The following is an 18,506-nucleotide window of genomic DNA, read 5'->3' on the forward strand; positions in this document are numbered from 1 at the left end:
CCGTGATGGCTATTCCGACATCACAACCTCGTAGGTCAGGTTTGCTGGAGTGACTTAGCTTCGCGCGCCGACTTGAACGATTTGATGCAGCGTCTCCTCCGCTTGGAAACCACAAAACGGCAGCCGGTTGCGCTTGTCCGTCGCAGTCCTAACGGGCGAGAGAATGCTGTTCTCACATCTGCATAAGGAGACGATCCAGGAAAGAAATTCGACCAGCCGCAAGCGCCAGTTCGTCCGCCTTGCTGTGCACCGTCTCCCTAGATGACGCGTCCGCAATGAGGTGGTGGAGCGAACCTGACGCGGCGGTCCGAAAAAGCTCAATCAGGGGACCCGATCTCGGCCTGATCGAACACCAATGTCGGAAGGCACAAGGTAGCACCCTATTATGATCCGTCGCTTCGCGCGGCTTCCGTCCAGCTGACCGTTCGCGTCGTTGACGGAATCTATTCGACTCATTCCAAAGCTATTCGCTACCTGGATGCGTTCCATCAAAACAATCGATTTTGTCGATCGCGCCTAAAGCCCCATAATCTCTCGTGATGTATGGAGGCAGCATTCAAGAATGTCCCTTGGCAATCGATTCCTTCTTCAGTCCCTTTCCGGTCAAATCGGCTTGCGCGCTCCGGCGTCTGCATCCCAGAAGTTAGCTGTCCCTGTGCGTCACATAGAGGCATCTCGCCACCGTCTCCTTGCTAGATTGACACGCATGAGATCTCTGACGACCGTGAGGTCACGCCTTAAGGCCTAGCAAAGACGACTGCCTTCACACACTGTCATCGGCTTTGGCTCAAGCTACGCCTTATTGGACCGACGAAACGCTCATGACCCTGGCGAGAGGGCCGAGCGTTCCGCAGGTCGATAGTCTGGCTTCAGAGGTCGCCATCGTTTCAGAATGCTTGCGAGGTCGAGAGCACTGCTACGACCAGCGGTCAAAGCACTTGAATCTCACCTAGCGTCAGATTGTAGGATTTCCGACAGCCCCGCGACACAGAACCAGCTCGCGTGTACCCTTCCTGACAGGTAGCAAGAATTGCGAACGTCTCAAAAGCACAATGCTAAGCCGCTCCGTCCCTCACGCTGCTGGACTGCTCCTCTCCGGAACGCTGGCGGTCGCCATCTGGCCCTTACTGGGCGAGACCCGAACATTCTGGCGCCGTGCACCCCGAAAGACGAAATGGTGCTGGTGTAGTCACCTGGATCTATGCGCGATGACAACCACGAGGAGCTCGATTGGATCGTTCGCAGCTTCCGCTGGGCTGCGGCGGACGAGGGGACCTCGGGCGCGACGGAACTTCAGGGCGGTCGACGTCTTGCGTGCAAAGAGTCGGCTGCGAGAGGGTGTTCTTCAAACCGGGAGGGGCATTGATCGTTTCGTCGAGCATCTCAGCCTGTGAAGCCATTGGCCAGGTGCGTCGCGTGATGTGTCTTCGAATGCGGAAAGACTTGCATTGTCGTGACTTCACGACACGACAGGCTCAACAGCCCAGCAAGACTGACCGCAGACCAAGACGAATTGGGGAAGTTTCCAAATGTCGGTTTCGCTCATCTGTTCAGTCACAAATCCGATCGTCTCCCGCGCTTTGGTTAAGATTGCGCGGCCTGGCGCTATTCGCACTGCAGGCGTTGGCTCAGTGCACGCAAGAACGGCTGTGATCGGCCTGCGAACGCGTCAGCGAGCTGCCGCGGTTCAAACAGAATCAGCTCTCTTGCTCGCATGAGCGGCATGTTGAGCGGCGCCGAGGTCGTAAGCAGCCCCGAGGGGTCCGTGGTCCATCTGACGACAATGGACCGGCAGAGACGGATCGACTGTCAACATGTTCCGCCCTCTCGTTTCGGGCTGTTCAAATTCACACCAATCCAGCCGCCTCTCAGTTCCATCGAGCCCATGGTCAATCGTGACGCGCTCAGGTCTTGACGTGGATGGACGAGAGGCGATGAAATGCGAATTCTCCTGGTTGATCATCATGCGGACTTTGCCCGCGCCGTGAAGGAAGCGCTCTTAAATTGCGGCTTCGCCGTCGACGTGACACGCACGCTGGATGAGGCGGCGGCCGCGCTCGATTGCGCGAACTACCACATGGTCCTGGTCGAAACGGATTTGCCCGATGGAGACGGATTGGACTGGCTGAAGCAGCTGCGGCGCGAGGGACGGTCAATGCCGGCGGTGATGATGAGCAGTCTCAATGATCTCGGACGGCGGATTGCAATTTTCAATGCGGGCGCGGATGATTTTCTGCCCAAGCCCGTGTCTATCGACGAACTCATTGCTCGCATGCGGGCCATTTTGCGACGGTCAACGCAGATGATGGCGCCGGTAGTGACATTCGGGAATCTGCATTTCGATCCGATCGCGCGACAGGTCTCGGTCGGTGGTCGAATACTGAGAATTGCGCGCCGCGAAGTGTGCATTCTTGAACATCTGCTCAACCGCGCCGGCCGTACCGTGCCGCGCGCATCGCTCGAAGATAGCTTGTATGCATTTGACGACGAGGTCTCGACCAATGCGCTGGAAGTCGGGATTTATCGCTTACGCACGCATTTGAGCCAGGCCGGTGCAACGCTAAGGATCAAGACCGCGCGCGGTGTCGGTTACACTCTTGAACTCATTGGCGCAGCATCGGCTGCCTAAGCCGATCCAACTTGAAAGCTACACTCCCTTGAACGTCATTAACAATGCCGCCGGCGCTGATGAGCCGTCGATGGTCGCCAGCGGGTTGCAGTGTGCCGCTTTTCCCCGCCTCTGCTACGTGCTGTGCGCAGTCGCTCTGCTATTTCCGCTTGCAGTCACAGCTCAGACAAAGCGGGATGGCAAGGGAGAACCGCCACGCGCGGCGCCAGGCAGCACCACCGGCACGCTCAACCTAACCTCCTCACAGGGTAAAACAGTTCATCTGACCGGACCGGCTGCGAGCATTTTTATAGCCGACCCGGCGATTGCGGATTATCAGGCGCCATCGAACACCACGATTTTCGTGTTTGGCAAAAAGGCCGGACGGACGAGCCTGTTTGCCCTGAACGACAACGGAGAGGCTCTCGCCGAGCTGCGTGTTGTCGTTACCCAACCGATCGAGGATCTGCGGGCCGCGCTTAAGGCCGAGGTCGGCGACTATCCAATTCAGGTCAGCTATACCCCGCGCGGCGCGATCCTTAGCGGTACGGCGCCTAGTGCCGATGTCGTCGAGACCGCCAGGAAGGTCACCGAGCAGTTTCTTGGTGCGGGCGCGCTGGTTGTCAACAAGATCCAGGTCGCCGGCTCATTGCAAGTGAATCTCAGCGTACGGGTGGCAGAAGTCTCCCGCAGCGCCGTCAAGGATCTCAACATCAACTTCACGGCCTCGAGCCCAAACGGCGCTTTCCTTGTGACCGGCAAAGGGGGCGGGTCCGGCGCGGCCGGCGGCGGCGGCACGATCGGGATTGGGTTTAGCGCCGGCAATACCAACCTGAGCGCTGTTCTCGACGCTCTCGCGAGCGAGCACCTCGCCTCAATCCTGGCTGAGCCGAATCTAACGGCCATGTCCGGCGAAGCCGCAAGCTTCCTCGCCGGCGGCGAATTCCCCATTCCGGTGATGCAGGACAACCGGCAGGTGTCCGTCCAATTTCGCCAGTTCGGCGTGAGCCTCGAGTTCGTTCCGACGGTTCTCAACAATAATCAGATCATTGTCCGTGTGAAGCCCGAAGTCAGCGAATTGTCGAGCGAAGGCGAGGTCAAAATCAATGGCATGGCGGTCCCTGCCCTCTCGACTCGGCGGGCCAGCACCGTGGTCGAGCTCGCCAGCGGTCAGAGCTTTGCAATCGGCGGCCTCATCAGGCGCAACTTCAACACTGATATCGGCGAGTTTCCCTGGCTCGGCGATGTGCCGATCCTGGGCGCGCTTTTTCGCTCCTCATCGTTTCAAAAACGTGAAACCGAGCTGGTCATTATTGTCACGCCCTACATCGTACGGCCCGCATCGAACCCGAACAAGATGAGTGCGCCAAGCGACCGCATCGCACCGCCCTCAGATGCGGGGCGGATTTTGACAAACACGGTGGCCCGGCCGCCGCGAGATCGCGATGCGCCTCGCGCCAGCACACCAGGATTGACCGGCAGCGCCGGCTTTATTATCGAATGAGGATCGCCAAATGACTTTGCGACATCTGTGCTACCCGATCGTTATTGGAGCAACATTGGGGGGCTGCGCAAATACTGCCTCGATCCAGCCCGCGCCGGCTGACCAAGAGATCCGGGTCGAGCAGAAGAGTAGCGTGCTGTTCCTGCAGAGCCTTCGTGGCCCCGAACGGCATCGGCTGCGAAGCTTTATTGCAGCGACCAGTCGCGGCCGGCGAGATGCCCTCCATGTGCGTGTCATCGGCCCACCCAGACTCATTGCACAGGTGGCCCACGAGGCTCGCGCCATGGGCGTTGCCACCTACAACATCCACCTGTCCGCTTCTCGTGTGGATTTGCCGGCTCGTTCCGGGGGGAGGATTGAAGCGATCACTTTCGAAGCCCATCCTCCGGTCTGCCCCTCGCTCTCCATCGTCGCTCCTACAGTGAACGACAATTCGTTCAATCCAACCCTTGGCTGCTCAGTCCGGAATAACCTTGCGGTTATGGTCAATGAACCTGGCGACTTGTTAGGCAATGGCGCTGTCATGCCGACCAGTGGTGATCGTGCAGTGCTTCCCTTCACCGCACTTGGGGCCACGTCGGCGGGCAACAGGAGCAATTTGGAGAATGAAACGCATAGCAGGGTTGCGCCAGAAATCCAATAAGCGGCTCGTAAGACCCGAGCAGCATGAACATCGGTTGGCCATTCTTGTCCATATCAGTCTTGGAATCGGCCGACGAGCCTCCTGGAATCCAATCTTTGCCCGGTCCTTTTCTTGGGATCGTGCAGCTTGCCGATCAGGTTCTGGGACAGTTGGGTCGTTGACCAGAGATTTGAGCGCATCGCTGTTTTGCGCGACGCTAAACTAGGCCGGCGGCAAAGACTGCCTTTGCAACCCTCTCGAAACACTCCATCGGAACGGCCTTGCCCATCGCACCCTTCCGGATCAGCTGACGCGCCAACACATGATCCTCGACAATGCTCAGACGTTGGGCGCGCGCCTCCGCCAGTAACTGTGAAGCCGTTTCGCCCTCGCCGCGGCACACCAGTACCGGGACGCCGGTCTCGCCCCGAACGTAGCGCAGTCCAATCAATGTCGCTCGCCCCGTCAGTATCACTGTCGCCCGATGAATGCCGAGCGGAGACTCGTTCGCCGACTCCCGGCGGAGCCTGCGGTGTTCACCCTTGATCTGCGGATTACCATCCTGTTCCTTGGACTCGCGCTTGGCTTCGCTCTGCGTCATGCGCATGTCGCGCAAGAACAACCAACGCTGAATGAGCAGATCGGCCAAGCCGCCAATCAGAAGAGCGCCGGCAGCAATCGCGATCAGCACTTTGAGCTCTTTAAAGACAAAACCAAAGCAGCTCAAATCGCACACGGGCAAGTATACCAGTGCCCTCCAACTTGCGAGCACAGTGAAAACGAACGTAGCGCCAAGAACCAAAACTTTGACGATAGACTTTCCAAGCTCGACAACCGACCGCTGGGAGACAATCCGCTTCAGCCCTTTGACGGGGTCCAATTTCTCAAAGCTGGGTTTAAGCGGCTCAACCGAAATCGTCAGCCCGCCGCCGGCCAAGACACCGGCCACAATCGCCGCAGCAACCGCCGCACCTAGGATGGGAGCCGCGGCTGTTATAGAAAGGTCCATCAATCCGACCAACGCCTGCCGGGCCGCACTGTTGAAGGGCTGTTCCTGCAGCTTGTCGGTGAACCGCACGGCTTCGCGCCATCCGTCTTCGATCGGGCCCGCCCTGAAGCACAGGCAGCCGAAACCAGCGCAAAGGCTTGCCGCGGTAACAAAGTCGGCGCTCCGCGGGCTCTGCCCTTTCTTCCGCGCGTCCCTCAGCTTCTTGTGACTTGGTGGAAGGTTTTTCTCTTCGCTCGTGTCGTTCATTTCAAGAACTTCTCGAGCCACTCCAGCACGCCGTTGAACCGAATGATCTCTGCTCCCATATATTCGATCAGGAAGACGGCGTAGCTGGCCATAATGATGCCAAAGGCGGCATTCTTGATGGTCGAAGAGAGATCGTTCAGCTTGACTTGCGGCGCAAAGCGCCCGAGCAGCATGAGGGATACGTCGATCAGAAGCAGCAGAGCCAGCACGGGCCCGGCGACCACGAGGGTCGTATGCATGATATGGTCGAGAAGCCCGATAAACTCCATTGCCCCGTGGTGGGTCAGGGGCGGTAGCAGCCGATATACGGGCCAGATCAGATAACTTCCATAGAGGCATCTGACCATGGTCTGCAGACCTCCTGATACAACGAAGATCGTAACCGCGGCAGTCCCGAGAAAGAGCCCCATCGGGGCGGCTTGACTGCGTGTGGCAGGATCGTCCACCTGGTTGGAGATGCCGCGCTGGGTATCAATGATGTCACCAACGGCCTGGATGCTCCAGAGTGGTATACTAAGCAGAAAACCGAACAGCAGGCCGATAAATATCTCCTTCAAGCCGAGGAGCGAGACCGCAACCATACGGGTACCCGGATCTAGTGTCTGCAAGCCGTTCCTGATCTGCATCAAGCAAGGCAATCCAATCACAACCGTCGCGCTTGCGCGGATAATCCCGCTAATGTGCGGTCGCGTGAATACCGGAAGAACCAGCATAATGCCGAGGGCCCGGGCCCCACCAAGTCCGGCCGCAACGACGAACTCGACAGCAGTCTGAATCAGAGTTTGCGTCTCGGTAGGTGACAAGGCATCCATTTGAGCTCAGCTCGGCGTTCCTTCAGCCAATGCAACCGTCGCACTCACGTCGCCATGATGTGAGACGTCAAGAACTCTGCAGATCTCGTGTCCGAGCGGTTGCAGAGCGACAGGTCTCCCACAAGGCAGATGACTTCGGCTTCAACCATCCATATGACTACAGCCATCCGGCGCAGAGGTATGACCATTCGATGAGAGCACCGGCGAAAGCCGCTGCGCGCCTACAAGCCACGCTTCTTCCGCTCTCACCGGCCGCAGCGCGGTTTGGAGATCTGAGGGCCTCAAAGCTTCCATCAATTTCGCAGTCTATGGAGATCGGCTCGAGCGGCACCTTCATTCGCAGGCTCATTCACCAGAACGCCAGAATCGTGGGGCCGCTTGCAATCAAAGCAGTTCGCCCGTTCACTGCGTCGACAACTCGCCAGGCAATGCATCGAGGACCAGGTCTCAGCAGGTAATTCCGTCACGTCGTAAGCAAAACCCAAATCGAATGGATAGAACTTCCAAATAGGGTCATTCTTCCTCCGAATAAGGCAGGCTCACGGAGCCGAACAGGACAGTTCGGATACCTATCCGTCGCATGCTAGTGAGGCGAGCTTTCGATAAGCTGACGAACTCGCCCTTTTGTGGTTCACGATCAAGGCCGACAAACGCGCGCTATAGCTAAAACTCAGACAGCCGTGCGTTCCGCGCTCTAATACCTCGCTGTGAGCGCGGGGAACTCAGTGAAGATCTGCTGGGCTTGCTCGATCAGCGGCGCGCTCAGCACCGGAGCAAACAGAACGAGCACGGCGACGACGACGAGGAGCTTCACGGTAAGCGGCAAGGTTTGATCCTGGAGCTGGGTTGCTGCCTGCACGATGCCGATACCCAATCCCGCCACGAGGGCTGCCAGGAGCGGCGGTAGAACCCAGATCATGAACAGGACCAGTGATCGGCTCAGGTGGGTGAGGATGCTGGCCTCGTGCATCTCAACTCCCCGCAGATGCGTAGCTTAAGACCAATCCGTGCATGAGCCGTGACCAGCCGTCGATTGTGACGAACAGAAAAAGCTTGAAAGGAACGGATATCATTGTTGGTGACACCATTGACATGCCCATGGCCATCAGAATTGTCGTCACAATCAGGTCAATTGTGATGAACGGAAGATAGAGAAGGAAACCGATTTCAAACGCGCGCTTAAGCTCCGAGATCAAAAAGGACGGCACGAGGATCGCAAAATCATCGGCTGTTGCGTTGCCGCGCATCTCCGCCGACCAGATATGTTCCGTCGACGACAGGAAGAACGTGCGCTGCTCCTCAGTGGTGAACTTCTTGAGATGGGCGCGCAGCGGCTCGCTGCCCTCCTTGGCGGCGGTCAACCAGTCGTCGGCGGTTTGGTAACGAAGTTGCATATCGGTCACGCGGTTGTATGTTTGCTCGAATACCGGGGCGTCTATGAACACGGTGAGGATCAATGCAGCGCCATACAGAACGATGTTCGGTGGTATGGACTGAGTGCCGAGCGCGTTGCGGATCAGGAAGAGAACAACGGAAACCTTGATGAACGCCGTCGTTGTGACGACTGCGAACGTCAACAGGCCAAGGCCGACGGTCGTCGCAACAAGCGCAAGGATGCTCGGTTGAATGTCAACCATTGACCGCCAACCTGCTACGTAACCGGATGCCCAACGCTTCACCGACACGTACGATGTCGCCGCGGCCGATCAATTGACCGTTGGCGACAATGTCGACCGGACCGTCCAGCTGCCGGCCAAGCTCGAACACGTGCCCCTCGCTGATGCTTCTCAACGTACCCAGCGGGATGGGCCAGCGGCCGCATTCGAACACAAGCGTGATCTCAACACTGTCGATGTCGGCTTCCGAGGGCGGGATTGCTTGCTCCGCTTGGGGTCGTATCGTCATATTTGCATACCTTAGAGGATGGGACTGCAGGCGGAATGGTCCGCGAAGGATAAGTCTGTCGGCCGCGACCTGCGCCGGCGCCCACAACTTGTCCGCAGCGAGGATGAGCTGGCCATGGGCAAATGGAATGACGTCGGGCAGCAGTGCGTCGCCGGCCTGTGCTTGACGAAGAAGCCTGACGGGCGCCCGCAGCGAGCCGATCTCTCTCGCAATCACGACCGGCAATTCCGAAGAAATCTTGCCTAAGTCTCGCGGTAATTGGCCGATCAACTCGCCTAACACACGAAACGCAGACGGAACCAGACCGTCAAGTGGCGCGAACAAGAACAGGCGGGCCTTGGCTGCCAGCGGTCCGAAAGTAACGTCGAACTCCAAATAGGGGTCTTTGGCCGTCGCGTCTTCGATGCGGATCAGCTGCAAATTCCGCGCGAGCATGATCTCTAATCGAGCGAGCCAAGGTTCCAGAGCAAGTTCTAGAAGCAGCGAGCGGGTTGGGTCGGAAGGTAAAGTAAGGCCATACTGGACCATTGAAATCAGCGCCTCGACGAGAAGGCGGGGCAAGGACAAGACAGCGGTCTCGCCTCCGGCGCAAAATACGCAGTCGAGCATCGACATGGCATATGGCTCGGCCTGCCAAACAAGCCGGCTTATACGGATCGATAGCGGCTTATCGCGAAGGCGGCTCTGCAGAACCGTGCGTGGTGCGGCGACCTCGTTGAGCCACGAGACCACGCCATGCGACAACTTTACCGCTGGCTGAAATAATGCGGGTTCACCCACGGCATTTACCGACAGGTTCCACGGCAGCTCGCGACGTCATAAGAGAACAAGCCATCAGTTCGAGCCACCGACCGCTTGGCTGCGCGAACCACCCTGATATCGGAGCAAAACCTCGTCGTCGGCATCGATTTCGGCTGCACACTCCGAACGGACAGCGGTGGTGCGCTGGACATCGCCCTCAATCTCCTCCCATTTCTGGCTCGCCGCCGAACGCTTGGCCCATATGGTCCGCGCCTCATTCACTGACCGCTGAGCCTGGTCATGCGCGACGCGCGCCTGCTCACGCGCCTGGCGTGCCGATTCGATCTGTGCTGCCAGTCGCCCAAGGACGAGTTGACAGCGACGATCGAGCTCGGTCACGGACATCGTCTTGAGCGACGCCAGCTCCTGATAAAGTTCAGCTTCGACCTTGGCGCGACGATTCTCCGCGCCTTCAAGATTCTCAGACGCTCGCTGCAGCGCTTCGACCGCAATTCGGCGCCTGGCTTCCATGTTGGATAATTCACGAAGCGCGCTTCGCTCTCTCATGTCTTTCACCAGCCGCAATTTCGACGCTTGCACGAGATTTAGGCCGTCAGACGCGACATCCATGAAACGGTCTCCTCAAAGCTAGACGGCTCGTCCTGTCCTTGGCGCAAGAATGCGCGCAGTTCCTCGATCGAATCGATTGCCCGATCGGTCAGTGGATCGCTGCCCGACTTGTATTCACCGACCTTGATCAGGAACTCAGCCTCATTGTAGCGCGAGAGCAGATCGCGGAAGACGGATGCCGCCTTGCGATGTGGACCAGAGACGACCGCATCCATGACACGACTTCGGCTCGACAGCACATCGATGGCGGGAAAATGCTCTCGCGAGGCCAGCGCGCGCGAAAGCATGATATGACCATCGAGAATGCCGCGCGACTCTTCGGCGATCGGATCGCCCGTGCCGTCACCTTCGACCAGCACGGTATAGAATGCCGTGATCGAGCCCCGCTCGCCCATACCGGCACGCTCCAACAGACCAGGCAGCAGCGCAAAGACGGAAGGAGGAAAGCCGCGCCGGGTAGGAGGTTCTCCTGCGGCAAGGCCGATTTCGCGCATCGCACGGCTAAAGCGCGTCAGCGAATCCATCATCAGAACGACCTGCAGCCCTTGATCACGAAAATACTCGGCGAGTGCGGTCGCCATATGAGCGCATTGCGCCCGCTCCATTGCCGATCGATCGGATGTCTCAACGACAACGATCGTGCGAGCGAGGGCATCTCCAATATGACGTTCGATGAATTCGCGTACCTCGCGTCCACGCTCTCCTATGAGCGCAACCACGGTGATATCTGCGGCCGCGCCTTTTACGATTTGCGACATCAGCGTCGACTTACCGCAACCGGCATCTCCATAGATTCCGATCCGCTGCCCTTCGCCACACGTCAGAAGTCCATCCAGCACGCGAACGCCGAGCGGAAACGTCTGCTCGATGCCACGCCGCCTCATCGGGTTGGGCGCCTTGCCGCGGAGCGGACGCGTGTGGATCGTCTTTATCGGCCCCTTGCCATCGAGTGGACGGCCGAAGCTATCGATTACGCGGCCGAGCAGGTCGGGCCCGACTGACACCTCCTGCATGCGCCCGGTCGGGAGCACTTCCGCGCGGTGGGACAAGCCTACCAGATCGCCAATGGGCGTCAGCAATACCCCGTCCGGCAGCAAACCGATGACTTCCGCTTGAAGTGACCATCCGGAAGCGTGATCCTGCAACAGGCAAAGTTCTCCAACACGGGCCCCCGGCAACACGGCATGGAGCAAGGTGCCGATCGCACGCGTGATCCGTCCCCGCACGGCACGCGTATCGACATCCTTTGCTGCGAATCTTAGAGATGCTATCGCCGCATGCACATCTCCTTCTCCGGCCGATTGATCATGGCCTGATCGTTGCGTCGTCACGGATCGCTTTCCTGAGAAGATGGATTAAGGCTGAGACGCAATGTGCGGAGCTGCGCGGCAAGTCCTAAATCGACACTGCCGAACTCACTCCACAGGACGCACTGGTCAGGCCCCACGGCCGGGTCCGGATCAATTCTGACTTTCGGCCGACTATCCGTTCCGTCGAACGCCACGAATTCACGCCTTAGTGCATCAGCATTCACAGGAGACACGTGAAGGCATACTTCTGCGCTGCCATACCTTTGCTCGATGGCGTGACGAACGGTCCTTACCAACATCTCACCCGGATCAAAGGAGCCCAACAAACCGGTCAATATCTCAATCACGAGCTGTGGCAACTCCTGTTGCAGAACGGCTTTTCGCCGGGCCACATCGGAAGCAGCTCGGGCGACCAGCTGTGCCATTTCGTCCGAGCCTGACCTAAGACCTTCGCAATGGCCGCGCTCCCGCTCCTGCTGATAGGCTCTCCTTGCCCAACTGCGAACCCTCCGCAGATATCGCTCGGCTAGCGCGAGCGTCTGCACCGCATCGTACCAGATACCAAGTTCCGCGCATGGTATCAGCGGACCAAGCGGCCGTATCCGCGGGCTATCTGGCAAGTCTGTTTCGTTGGCCGTCATGCCGCTGGCTCCTCCGTGGCCAAGTGGGCCACCACCAAAGACAGTAACTGACCCGCTGAATTGTGGTGTTCGGCTGTTGGGGATTCGGCGGTGGTCCCCACAGGTAAGCGGAAAAGAACGCGCACACGGTCAAGCTCTGATGCGTCCTTGAGCCAAGCACCAAGGCAGGCACATCCGTCATGTTCAATCTGGCTCGCGAGCTTCTGCGGATCGTCAATCGATGTGGTTGCGACGGCGATGGATGAGTGTCGGATTGCGAAAGCATGAGCTTCCGCACCAATATTTTCGATCAGAATCGCTACATCGTGCTTTGACACAAGCTTGAGCACCGAACGGGCATGCCAGATACTGCCGGCGAGCAGGGCCGCCCGACGCGGATCATGCCCGAGCAGAACGTCCCTACCCCAGTCGGTTCCGTTCGAGACCAGCTCACTGCCCATTAGCAATTCGACCAGTCTTTGCTGCAGTCTCGGAGTCTTCTGCAGCTGCAGCACTGTGGCGGCCGACAGGAGCTCATCAAGATGGCCGGCAAACCGGCCGGGATGAATCAAAGCGGCAAGCTCGCGCAGGCGATCGGGATGCGGGTTGAGTGAATGATTTGGGTCAGTGGATGCCATCGATACGGACCTGCTTGCCGCCTATTTCGAATCGGAGGACGGTTTTTTGCCGGCGGACTGGACCGCTCGCTTGCTGGCACCTCTGCCGAGATTTGTCACTTTGCGCCAGGATTGACGAAGCTGTCGCCCACGTGTGCTCAGCAGCACGTAAGATAGAATGCCCAACGCGGCGAGCGCACCTCCTGCACCGATCGCAATGTGAGTTGCGATGAATTTGGTTGGTGCGGCGGAAGCTGCCGCCGGCACAACGGAGACCTCATGCTGAGCTCGCTCAACCGGCACGAACACGACCGCCACCTTGTCGTACGATAGACCTTCGATGCTGTTGGCGACGAGCATCTTGATCTGCGGCAGCAAGGCTGAGAGCTTCGCGTTCGAGGCGTGTCGAATGAAAACCGACGCCGAGGACGGGGTTGCATCCTGTCGCAAAAGATCATTCTTCGGCAGAACGACATGAACACGGGCGGAGAGAACCCCATCGATATCGTTGATCGTGCGCGACAATTCTTCACTGAGAGCATAGACGTAGCGGGCTCGCTCCTCAACCGGAGAGGCAACGAGGCCCGCCCCCTTGAACACCTCACCAAGACTCTTGAAGGATTGGCGCGGCAAGCCATGGTCATTCAGCAGCTCGATTGAGTAGGCGAGCTGCCTTTCTTCCACCTGAATCGTGCTGGTCCCATCCTTACCGACCACACGGATGGCATCGACGCCCTTGCTCAGGAGCAGCCCAAGCATCTCGTTGGCTTCACGCTCCTGAACTTTGGTATACAGATCAGCTTTGCAACCGGCGAGGGTCAGCAAAAGCAGCAACAGGACGAGAGCATCAAGCCGCTTTCTTGCGGGCCGGCCATTACCGATCTTGTCTTTCGTCAAGACAGCCAACGGCCCGCTCAGCCCGCCGATAGAAGCTTATTCAGAGACGAACTGACAGCACCTGTCCCCTTGGAGATGAGCGAAACCTGGATGACGCCGCTGTAAACATCCCGCAGATTCGCCAGCGCCGAGTCGAAATGATCCGCACCCTCCGGTTTTCCCACTGGATGCACCTCCACTTGCTGCACACGCAAGACCGGTTGTGCGGCCGGCCCAAGCTGCAGACTCTTGGTAGGATTAGGCTCGCCGACGAGCGTCGGCGAAACTGCACCCGACGGAAATGGTTTGCCCTGGTGGATAGCAGAAATGCTCTGAAGGACGCGATCGCCTAGCGGGCTCGCCGGCGCTACTGCGCGCTGCACTTCCGGCAGCGATGGAGCTGGCGCGTGCTCGGTCACAGAAGAGACGACACCTTGGTTCGAGGCCACCTGCGCAAGACTCTCGCCAAACTGAGTGTGCGCCGGCGAACAGCCGTTAGAGGCACACTCTACGGAGTTGGCAGGGATCGACGTAACGCCAAACAACATGGAGGAAATCATTTCTGTCACGTGGTGAGATGAGCCGTTCGTTCACACGAATGGGCCGCACCTTAGAGAAGCAAGCTGACCAAAAACTGACGAGCATCTGTCATCTAATGATCACGGTTAGCTTCCAATTTGGGACGAAGCATCGGCTTCCAAATTTTGGGACAAATTCCGGTGCTTGTTCTCAAGTGTAAAAATAGCAGGAATGCTCATCCCATCCACAAGGCTGCACATCTTGAAGAAAGTTCTCTATGCTGGTGTTTTCATTTGCTTTGGCGTCGTCGAGGCGCTCGGCGCTCCCCTGGCGCTGCCATCGACGCCTTATAGTTACACAGTTCTGGATCAGGACCTCGCGGCCGCACTGCAGGAATTCGGCAACAACCTAAATATCAGAGTCAATATCAGCACCGGGGTGAAGGGTCGGATTCGGGGGCGAATGCCGGATCTACCACCGCGAGAGTTCCTCGAACGGCTGATTAATCTCTACAATCTTCAATGGTACTACGATGGGCTGGTGCTCTACGTATCCGATGCGCATGAGGCGCAAAGCCGCCTTTTGGTCTTGAGTCCAATCAGCTTTGATGCGTTCAAGGCGGCACTCGATGCGCTCGACATCTCCGACGAGCGTTACATCGTGAGACCCGTACCGGGAGATGGCCTCGTCTTCGCCTCTGGTCCACCCCGCTTTGTCGCGCTTGTGGAGCAAACAGTAAAAGGACTTGCGGCGGAGGCACAGGCACGGCGAAACCCGAGCGGTGCCGAAAAGCCGCCGCACGAGTCGGTTTTGATGCTGTTTCGCGGATCCTCCAGCGTGGTCATTCGCGAAGGACGACCGAATGACGCTCCTTCGCCGGAGGCACCACATCAAGACGGCGTGGTCCAAACACCCGATGCAGGTAAGAAATGACTTGATGACAACAGATGGCCTCGAAGAGATGCAATGCGTCTGCTTATGCCCTCTGTCAGCTTTTCGAAAGCTACTGCTGCCATTGTCAGAGCGCGGATGTGTAGATGGCCGATGCCGCAGGGTGGCGCAATATGCCAGCAGCATCGGTGAGCGTGCTTTTCCACTTTAGCGCCTCATGCGAGCTTTTGAACAACTCCACGAAGTCCGTCATGCAAACGAGCTTCGTCGCATAAGAATGAAAGCCACTCCGCTGTCCAAAAGGAGGAACAGGATGGACTTCAACGCGCTAAGCCGGGCGGACAACAGCCCAGCGTCCCACTCCTCCTCATCGCCCGCCGGTCCAAGGGAGTTTGAGCGTGAACTAATGGCATTGCATGAAATACCCGAATACAGCCAGGACCTAATTTGGCAGGAACTCGGAGGCAGATCATCGCGTGTCGAGCCATCATTGAGCGGCGGCGAGCGGTCCAATTCCCAACAGCCGATCGCTCAACACCGCGCGGACGCCTCCGATTTCGGCAACGACCTTGTTTGGCAAGATCTTGAGCCTTGGCTCATGCGGGCCGGGTCACCTCACGCTGGACCGTCTCAAGCTGGGCCCGCGTTGCACGCAGGGGTTGCTCCGCCGGAAATTGGAGATTTCGCCATGGCGAACGGTCGTCGCGCCAAGGACGACTGGGTCTTCACTGGCCAAACAGCTACGCCCGCTCAGATCGAAATGCTAAGAAGCCGCGATCTCATACCTACCAGGGGTGTCCGGACAACAACGTTCACCATCCTGGGTGTGCCTCACACGGCGGAATGGCGAGAAGAAGGTTTTATTCGTCTCATACCGTCGCTGGACCCTTCCCTTTGGCCTGTGGGTTCGAGCGAACACTCGCCAAGCGGCTAAGCATGATGACATGAAGAATGCCGAGTGCAGCTGAGCTTCGATCCGCTCGGGGCAATAGGGGCCGCACAATACCGTCGGACTCTTCGAGCATCTACGCAAGCGCCAACTGGTGGGGCGCAGGCGCGAGGTCGCTACGCGTGGGTGATTTCCACCATAAGATGCTGCGGAGACCTGCGACCTTGTTTCACGAATCATCGCACGTGACCATCCGCAGAGCGGCAGACTCGGCCTCTGTAATTTGAGCTAGTGGGCCCGGAGGCGAGCGATCGAGCATAACAAGCAAGGCAATTCCGATATCGAGAACCCATCACCGCCTCTCACACCATCATTGCGCGTCTCGTTGTGAAACCTCTGAGCGCCGTCAGCTTTTGGAAAGCTAATCGAACCTACCATGTGGCGTGAATATCTAGACGGCGATGTGCCTATAGATTGTAGCGGAACTGAGCGCTGGGGGCGCACTGAGCAATCGGAAGCAAGTGGTAGGAGCCATCGAAGCCCATCGACATTTCTTGCTCGTTGTTCGTCGCGATTCTCGGGCTGCGCCACATGACCGGCTTGTGGTGCGATCTCAAATCAGAGGACGTATAATGTCAGTCAACAACCTGTCACTAACCGCCAACTCGAGCTTGTCCGGGCTGGCCCCCGGACCCTCATCGGCGCGGGATCTTTCAAACTTCGAGGCGATGCTGGCTAGTTTCTCGTTGAAAGACGATGACCGTTCGACTGCACAGGATCCGCCGGCTGCAGACTCAGCCAAGCAGCTGACGGAGGAACTCACGCAGGAGGTGCGGAACATCCTCCCGCCGGAGATCAAGGCTGCACTGGACGCATGTCAGCAGGCCCCAGAGCCATCCTCCGCGGAGTCCTCCTCCGCTGCGAGCGCCCCGAAGATTGCAGAGGCACCCGTACAAAGCTCCAGGATCACGTGGAACAGCGGCACGCTGACTGATGCCGAGCTGCAGATTGTGTCGGTGCTGAACCGACACAAAGACAAATGCCCGCTGGATTGGAAATCTCTTGGAGATTTGGCCAACGATCCCTCCACACCGCCGGATCTAAAGGCGGCGATCGAGGCTCTGCAACAGGACCCAGAGCTCTTCTATGCGATAGGCTCGCAAGGTGACGGCCGCTGCGGCGGGAAGATCAAAGCAGGTGATCTCTCCGGCTTCTCCGATCACCACCCTCAGGTTTCTGCTTTCCAGGAGCAGCGGGCAAAGAGCTATACGCAAAACTACATCCCTTCCGACGGCACCCGGAATGGCGAGCCATCGGTGATGACCCAGACCGATGCATTGCGCGAGCTCTATCGGTATTCCGACAACCTGCCTAAGAACCTGAGCCTTGCGGATTTAAAGCGGATCGTCGACGGCGAAGCTAAGACCGGCAAATGCCCGCCACAGGTCCTCGCGGCCGCTCAATACTTCCTCGACCACCCGGATGAATGGAAGCACTTGTACGGAGGCTCGATAGACAAGGTCCACAAAGAGGACTTCCTGCAGGTTGCTTCATCATCGATGAATCTCACGCAAGCCGAGCTCGATACGCTCAATACGATCAGCAAGAACCAAGACGCTTTCTTCGGGAAGGGTGATCTGACCCGGGAAAAGCTGGCGAGCATGGTGGATGACAAGAGCCTCGCGCCCGAGGTGCGAAAGGCGGCCTCCCAGCTGCTCTCCGATCCTGTGTTGTTCGGGTTGATGAACAACGCGATTACGGGCTACAAAACCCACCATAAGTTCTTCGACTTCGGCGGCGGCCATACGGTCGATTCCGGCAACATCAGCAACACCGACTTCAACCAGTTCTTCAACAACATGTCGGGTGCGAACCGCACCGTTCACCAAGTGAAGACGCATGCCGTCCGAACGCCTGCCGAGCAGGACGCGGTCGCGGACATGACGATGGGAGTGGCAGACCAGCCCGACATCAAGTCTCCCAAAAAGAACGGTGGCGCCTTCATGCACGCACTTAATGACGTGCTCAAAGTTGGCTCTAAGGTATTCGACTGGGCCGCGACAGCAGTCGGTGTACTTGGCTTCATTCCAGGCTTGGGTGAATTGGCCGATCTGGCGTCAATGGTGCTCGAAGCCGAGGCGCAAGCTGCAAATCTTCTTCACACTGCCATCAGTGGCGGCAACATAAAGCAAGCGCTGGAAGAAGCCGGGCTGAGCCTTGCGGCACAGGCGGTGGGCTGCATCGCCGGACCTGAAGTCAAATTAGCAATGCGAGAAGGCTTGGTGAAGCAGGCAATTCAAGAAGCCGCGACGGCCGGCGTCAACCTGCCGGTTTCGGTGGCCCAGTCCTACGCGGAGGATTATCTGAATAACCTGAAGGCTCGCATCGAATCCGAGCGCTTGCAAGCTGCAGGCGCTAATGCCTAGGCGGAGCGACGCTATCTTCTCAGGATCACGCTGGAAACGCTAATCGAGCTTGCGCGGCCTCCGCGCGGTTGGGCCTCTCTGCCGAGCAGTAGGTCGCGCAAGCTCTACTAGCATACTTGAGACCGCCTCCGAATCCGAGGAACTTATTTCGGCTTCTTCACTGCGTACAAACTATGTTGGCCGCACTCGATCGTTCGAATCCGACCTCAACTCCAGTCTGCCGCTGTGAAGTTCACATCGACTGCATACGCCGCCTGTCAAGACCGCGATGCATTAACACT

The 18,506-nt window shown here is 58.2% G+C and carries 16 protein-coding genes; 5 read left to right on the forward strand and 11 right to left on the reverse strand.

All coding sequences use genetic code 11. The features are described 5' to 3' along the window. The first annotated feature begins 1,939 nt into the window (after positions 1 to 1,939). From I6F28_RS16975 to I6F28_RS16985, 3 genes are read left to right on the forward strand one after another with little or no spacing between them, the layout of a single operon-like run. Complete coding sequence (locus tag I6F28_RS16975) at positions 1,940 to 2,629, forward strand: response regulator (RefSeq protein ID WP_225129483.1); 690 nt, start codon at positions 1,940 to 1,942, stop codon at positions 2,627 to 2,629. Between the two features lie 28 nt (positions 2,630 to 2,657). Continuing rightward, positions 2,658 to 4,112, forward strand: coding sequence for a type II and III secretion system protein family protein (locus I6F28_RS16980; RefSeq protein ID WP_225129485.1), 1,455 nt, complete (start codon positions 2,658 to 2,660; stop codon positions 4,110 to 4,112). A gap of 10 nt (positions 4,113 to 4,122) precedes the next feature. Further along, a complete protein-coding gene (locus I6F28_RS16985; RefSeq protein WP_225129487.1) occupies positions 4,123 to 4,755 on the forward strand; it encodes a CpaD family pilus assembly lipoprotein in 633 nt (210 codons plus the stop codon). Between the two features lie 196 nt (positions 4,756 to 4,951). Here the strand turns inward: I6F28_RS16985 and I6F28_RS16990 are convergent, their stop codons facing one another. The 11 genes from I6F28_RS16990 to I6F28_RS17040 form a co-directional block, all read right to left on the reverse strand. Continuing rightward, positions 4,952 to 5,989 carry an EscU/YscU/HrcU family type III secretion system export apparatus switch protein gene (locus I6F28_RS16990; protein WP_225129489.1) on the reverse strand — a complete coding sequence of 346 codons (1,038 nt, stop codon included), beginning with the start codon at positions 5,987 to 5,989 and terminating at the stop codon, positions 4,952 to 4,954. Next, positions 5,986 to 6,801 carry a type III secretion system export apparatus subunit SctT gene (gene sctT / locus I6F28_RS16995; RefSeq protein ID WP_225129491.1) on the reverse strand — a complete coding sequence of 272 codons (816 nt, stop codon included), beginning with the start codon at positions 6,799 to 6,801 and terminating at the stop codon, positions 5,986 to 5,988. The genes I6F28_RS16990 and sctT overlap by 4 nt, the downstream gene beginning before the upstream one ends. 694 nt (positions 6,802 to 7,495) lie before the next feature. Next, positions 7,496 to 7,771, reverse strand: a complete 276-nt coding sequence (locus I6F28_RS17000; protein WP_225129493.1) for an EscS/YscS/HrcS family type III secretion system export apparatus protein — start codon at positions 7,769 to 7,771, stop codon at positions 7,496 to 7,498. A 1-nt stretch (position 7,772) separates the two neighbouring features. Further along, positions 7,773 to 8,438, reverse strand: coding sequence for a type III secretion system export apparatus subunit SctR (sctR, locus tag I6F28_RS17005; RefSeq protein WP_225129495.1), 666 nt, complete (start codon positions 8,436 to 8,438; stop codon positions 7,773 to 7,775). After that, positions 8,431 to 9,486, reverse strand: coding sequence for a type III secretion system cytoplasmic ring protein SctQ (gene sctQ / locus I6F28_RS17010; protein ID WP_225129497.1), 1,056 nt, complete (start codon positions 9,484 to 9,486; stop codon positions 8,431 to 8,433). Before sctQ ends, sctR begins: the two co-directional genes overlap by 8 nt. A gap of 54 nt (positions 9,487 to 9,540) precedes the next feature. Further along, positions 9,541 to 10,077, reverse strand: a complete 537-nt coding sequence (locus I6F28_RS17015; protein ID WP_225129499.1) for a hypothetical protein — start codon at positions 10,075 to 10,077, stop codon at positions 9,541 to 9,543. Further along, entirely contained in the window at positions 10,053 to 11,408 is a 1,356-nt protein-coding gene (sctN, locus tag I6F28_RS17020) for a type III secretion system ATPase SctN (RefSeq protein ID WP_345944107.1), read from the reverse strand. Before sctN ends, I6F28_RS17015 begins: the two co-directional genes overlap by 25 nt. Further along, positions 11,405 to 12,028 (reverse strand): type III secretion system stator protein SctL, encoded by a 624-nt coding sequence (gene sctL, locus I6F28_RS17025; RefSeq protein ID WP_225129501.1) that lies wholly within the window; start codon positions 12,026 to 12,028, stop codon positions 11,405 to 11,407. Before sctL ends, sctN begins: the two co-directional genes overlap by 4 nt. Then, entirely contained in the window at positions 12,025 to 12,645 is a 621-nt protein-coding gene (locus I6F28_RS17030; protein ID WP_225129503.1) for a nodulation protein NolU, read from the reverse strand. The genes sctL and I6F28_RS17030 overlap by 4 nt, the downstream gene beginning before the upstream one ends. A gap of 21 nt (positions 12,646 to 12,666) precedes the next feature. Further along, positions 12,667 to 13,521, reverse strand: a complete 855-nt coding sequence (gene sctJ, locus I6F28_RS17035; RefSeq protein ID WP_225129505.1) for a type III secretion system inner membrane ring lipoprotein SctJ — start codon at positions 13,519 to 13,521, stop codon at positions 12,667 to 12,669. A gap of 17 nt (positions 13,522 to 13,538) precedes the next feature. Beyond that, on the reverse strand, positions 13,539 to 14,060 hold the full coding sequence (locus I6F28_RS17040) for a nodulation protein NolB (protein WP_225129506.1): 522 nt from the start codon (positions 14,058 to 14,060) through the stop codon (positions 13,539 to 13,541). A 190-nt stretch (positions 14,061 to 14,250) separates the two neighbouring features. Between I6F28_RS17040 and I6F28_RS17045 the strand changes: the two genes are divergently transcribed. Together I6F28_RS17045 and I6F28_RS17050 are read left to right on the forward strand one after the other, a co-directional pair. Then, the gene (locus tag I6F28_RS17045; protein WP_225129507.1) at positions 14,251 to 14,952 is read left to right on the forward strand and encodes a secretin N-terminal domain-containing protein; all 702 of its coding nucleotides are present in this window, start codon (positions 14,251 to 14,253) and stop codon (positions 14,950 to 14,952) included. A gap of 1,479 nt (positions 14,953 to 16,431) precedes the next feature. Then, entirely contained in the window at positions 16,432 to 18,225 is a 1,794-nt protein-coding gene (locus tag I6F28_RS17050) for an HrpF/NolX family T3SS translocon protein (protein ID WP_275945353.1), read from the forward strand. The last annotated feature ends 281 nt before the right edge of the window (positions 18,226 to 18,506 follow it).

The organism is Bradyrhizobium sp. NBAIM14, from assembly GCF_020193895.1.
GTDB classification, from domain to species: Bacteria; Pseudomonadota; Alphaproteobacteria; order Rhizobiales; family Xanthobacteraceae; genus Bradyrhizobium; species Bradyrhizobium yuanmingense.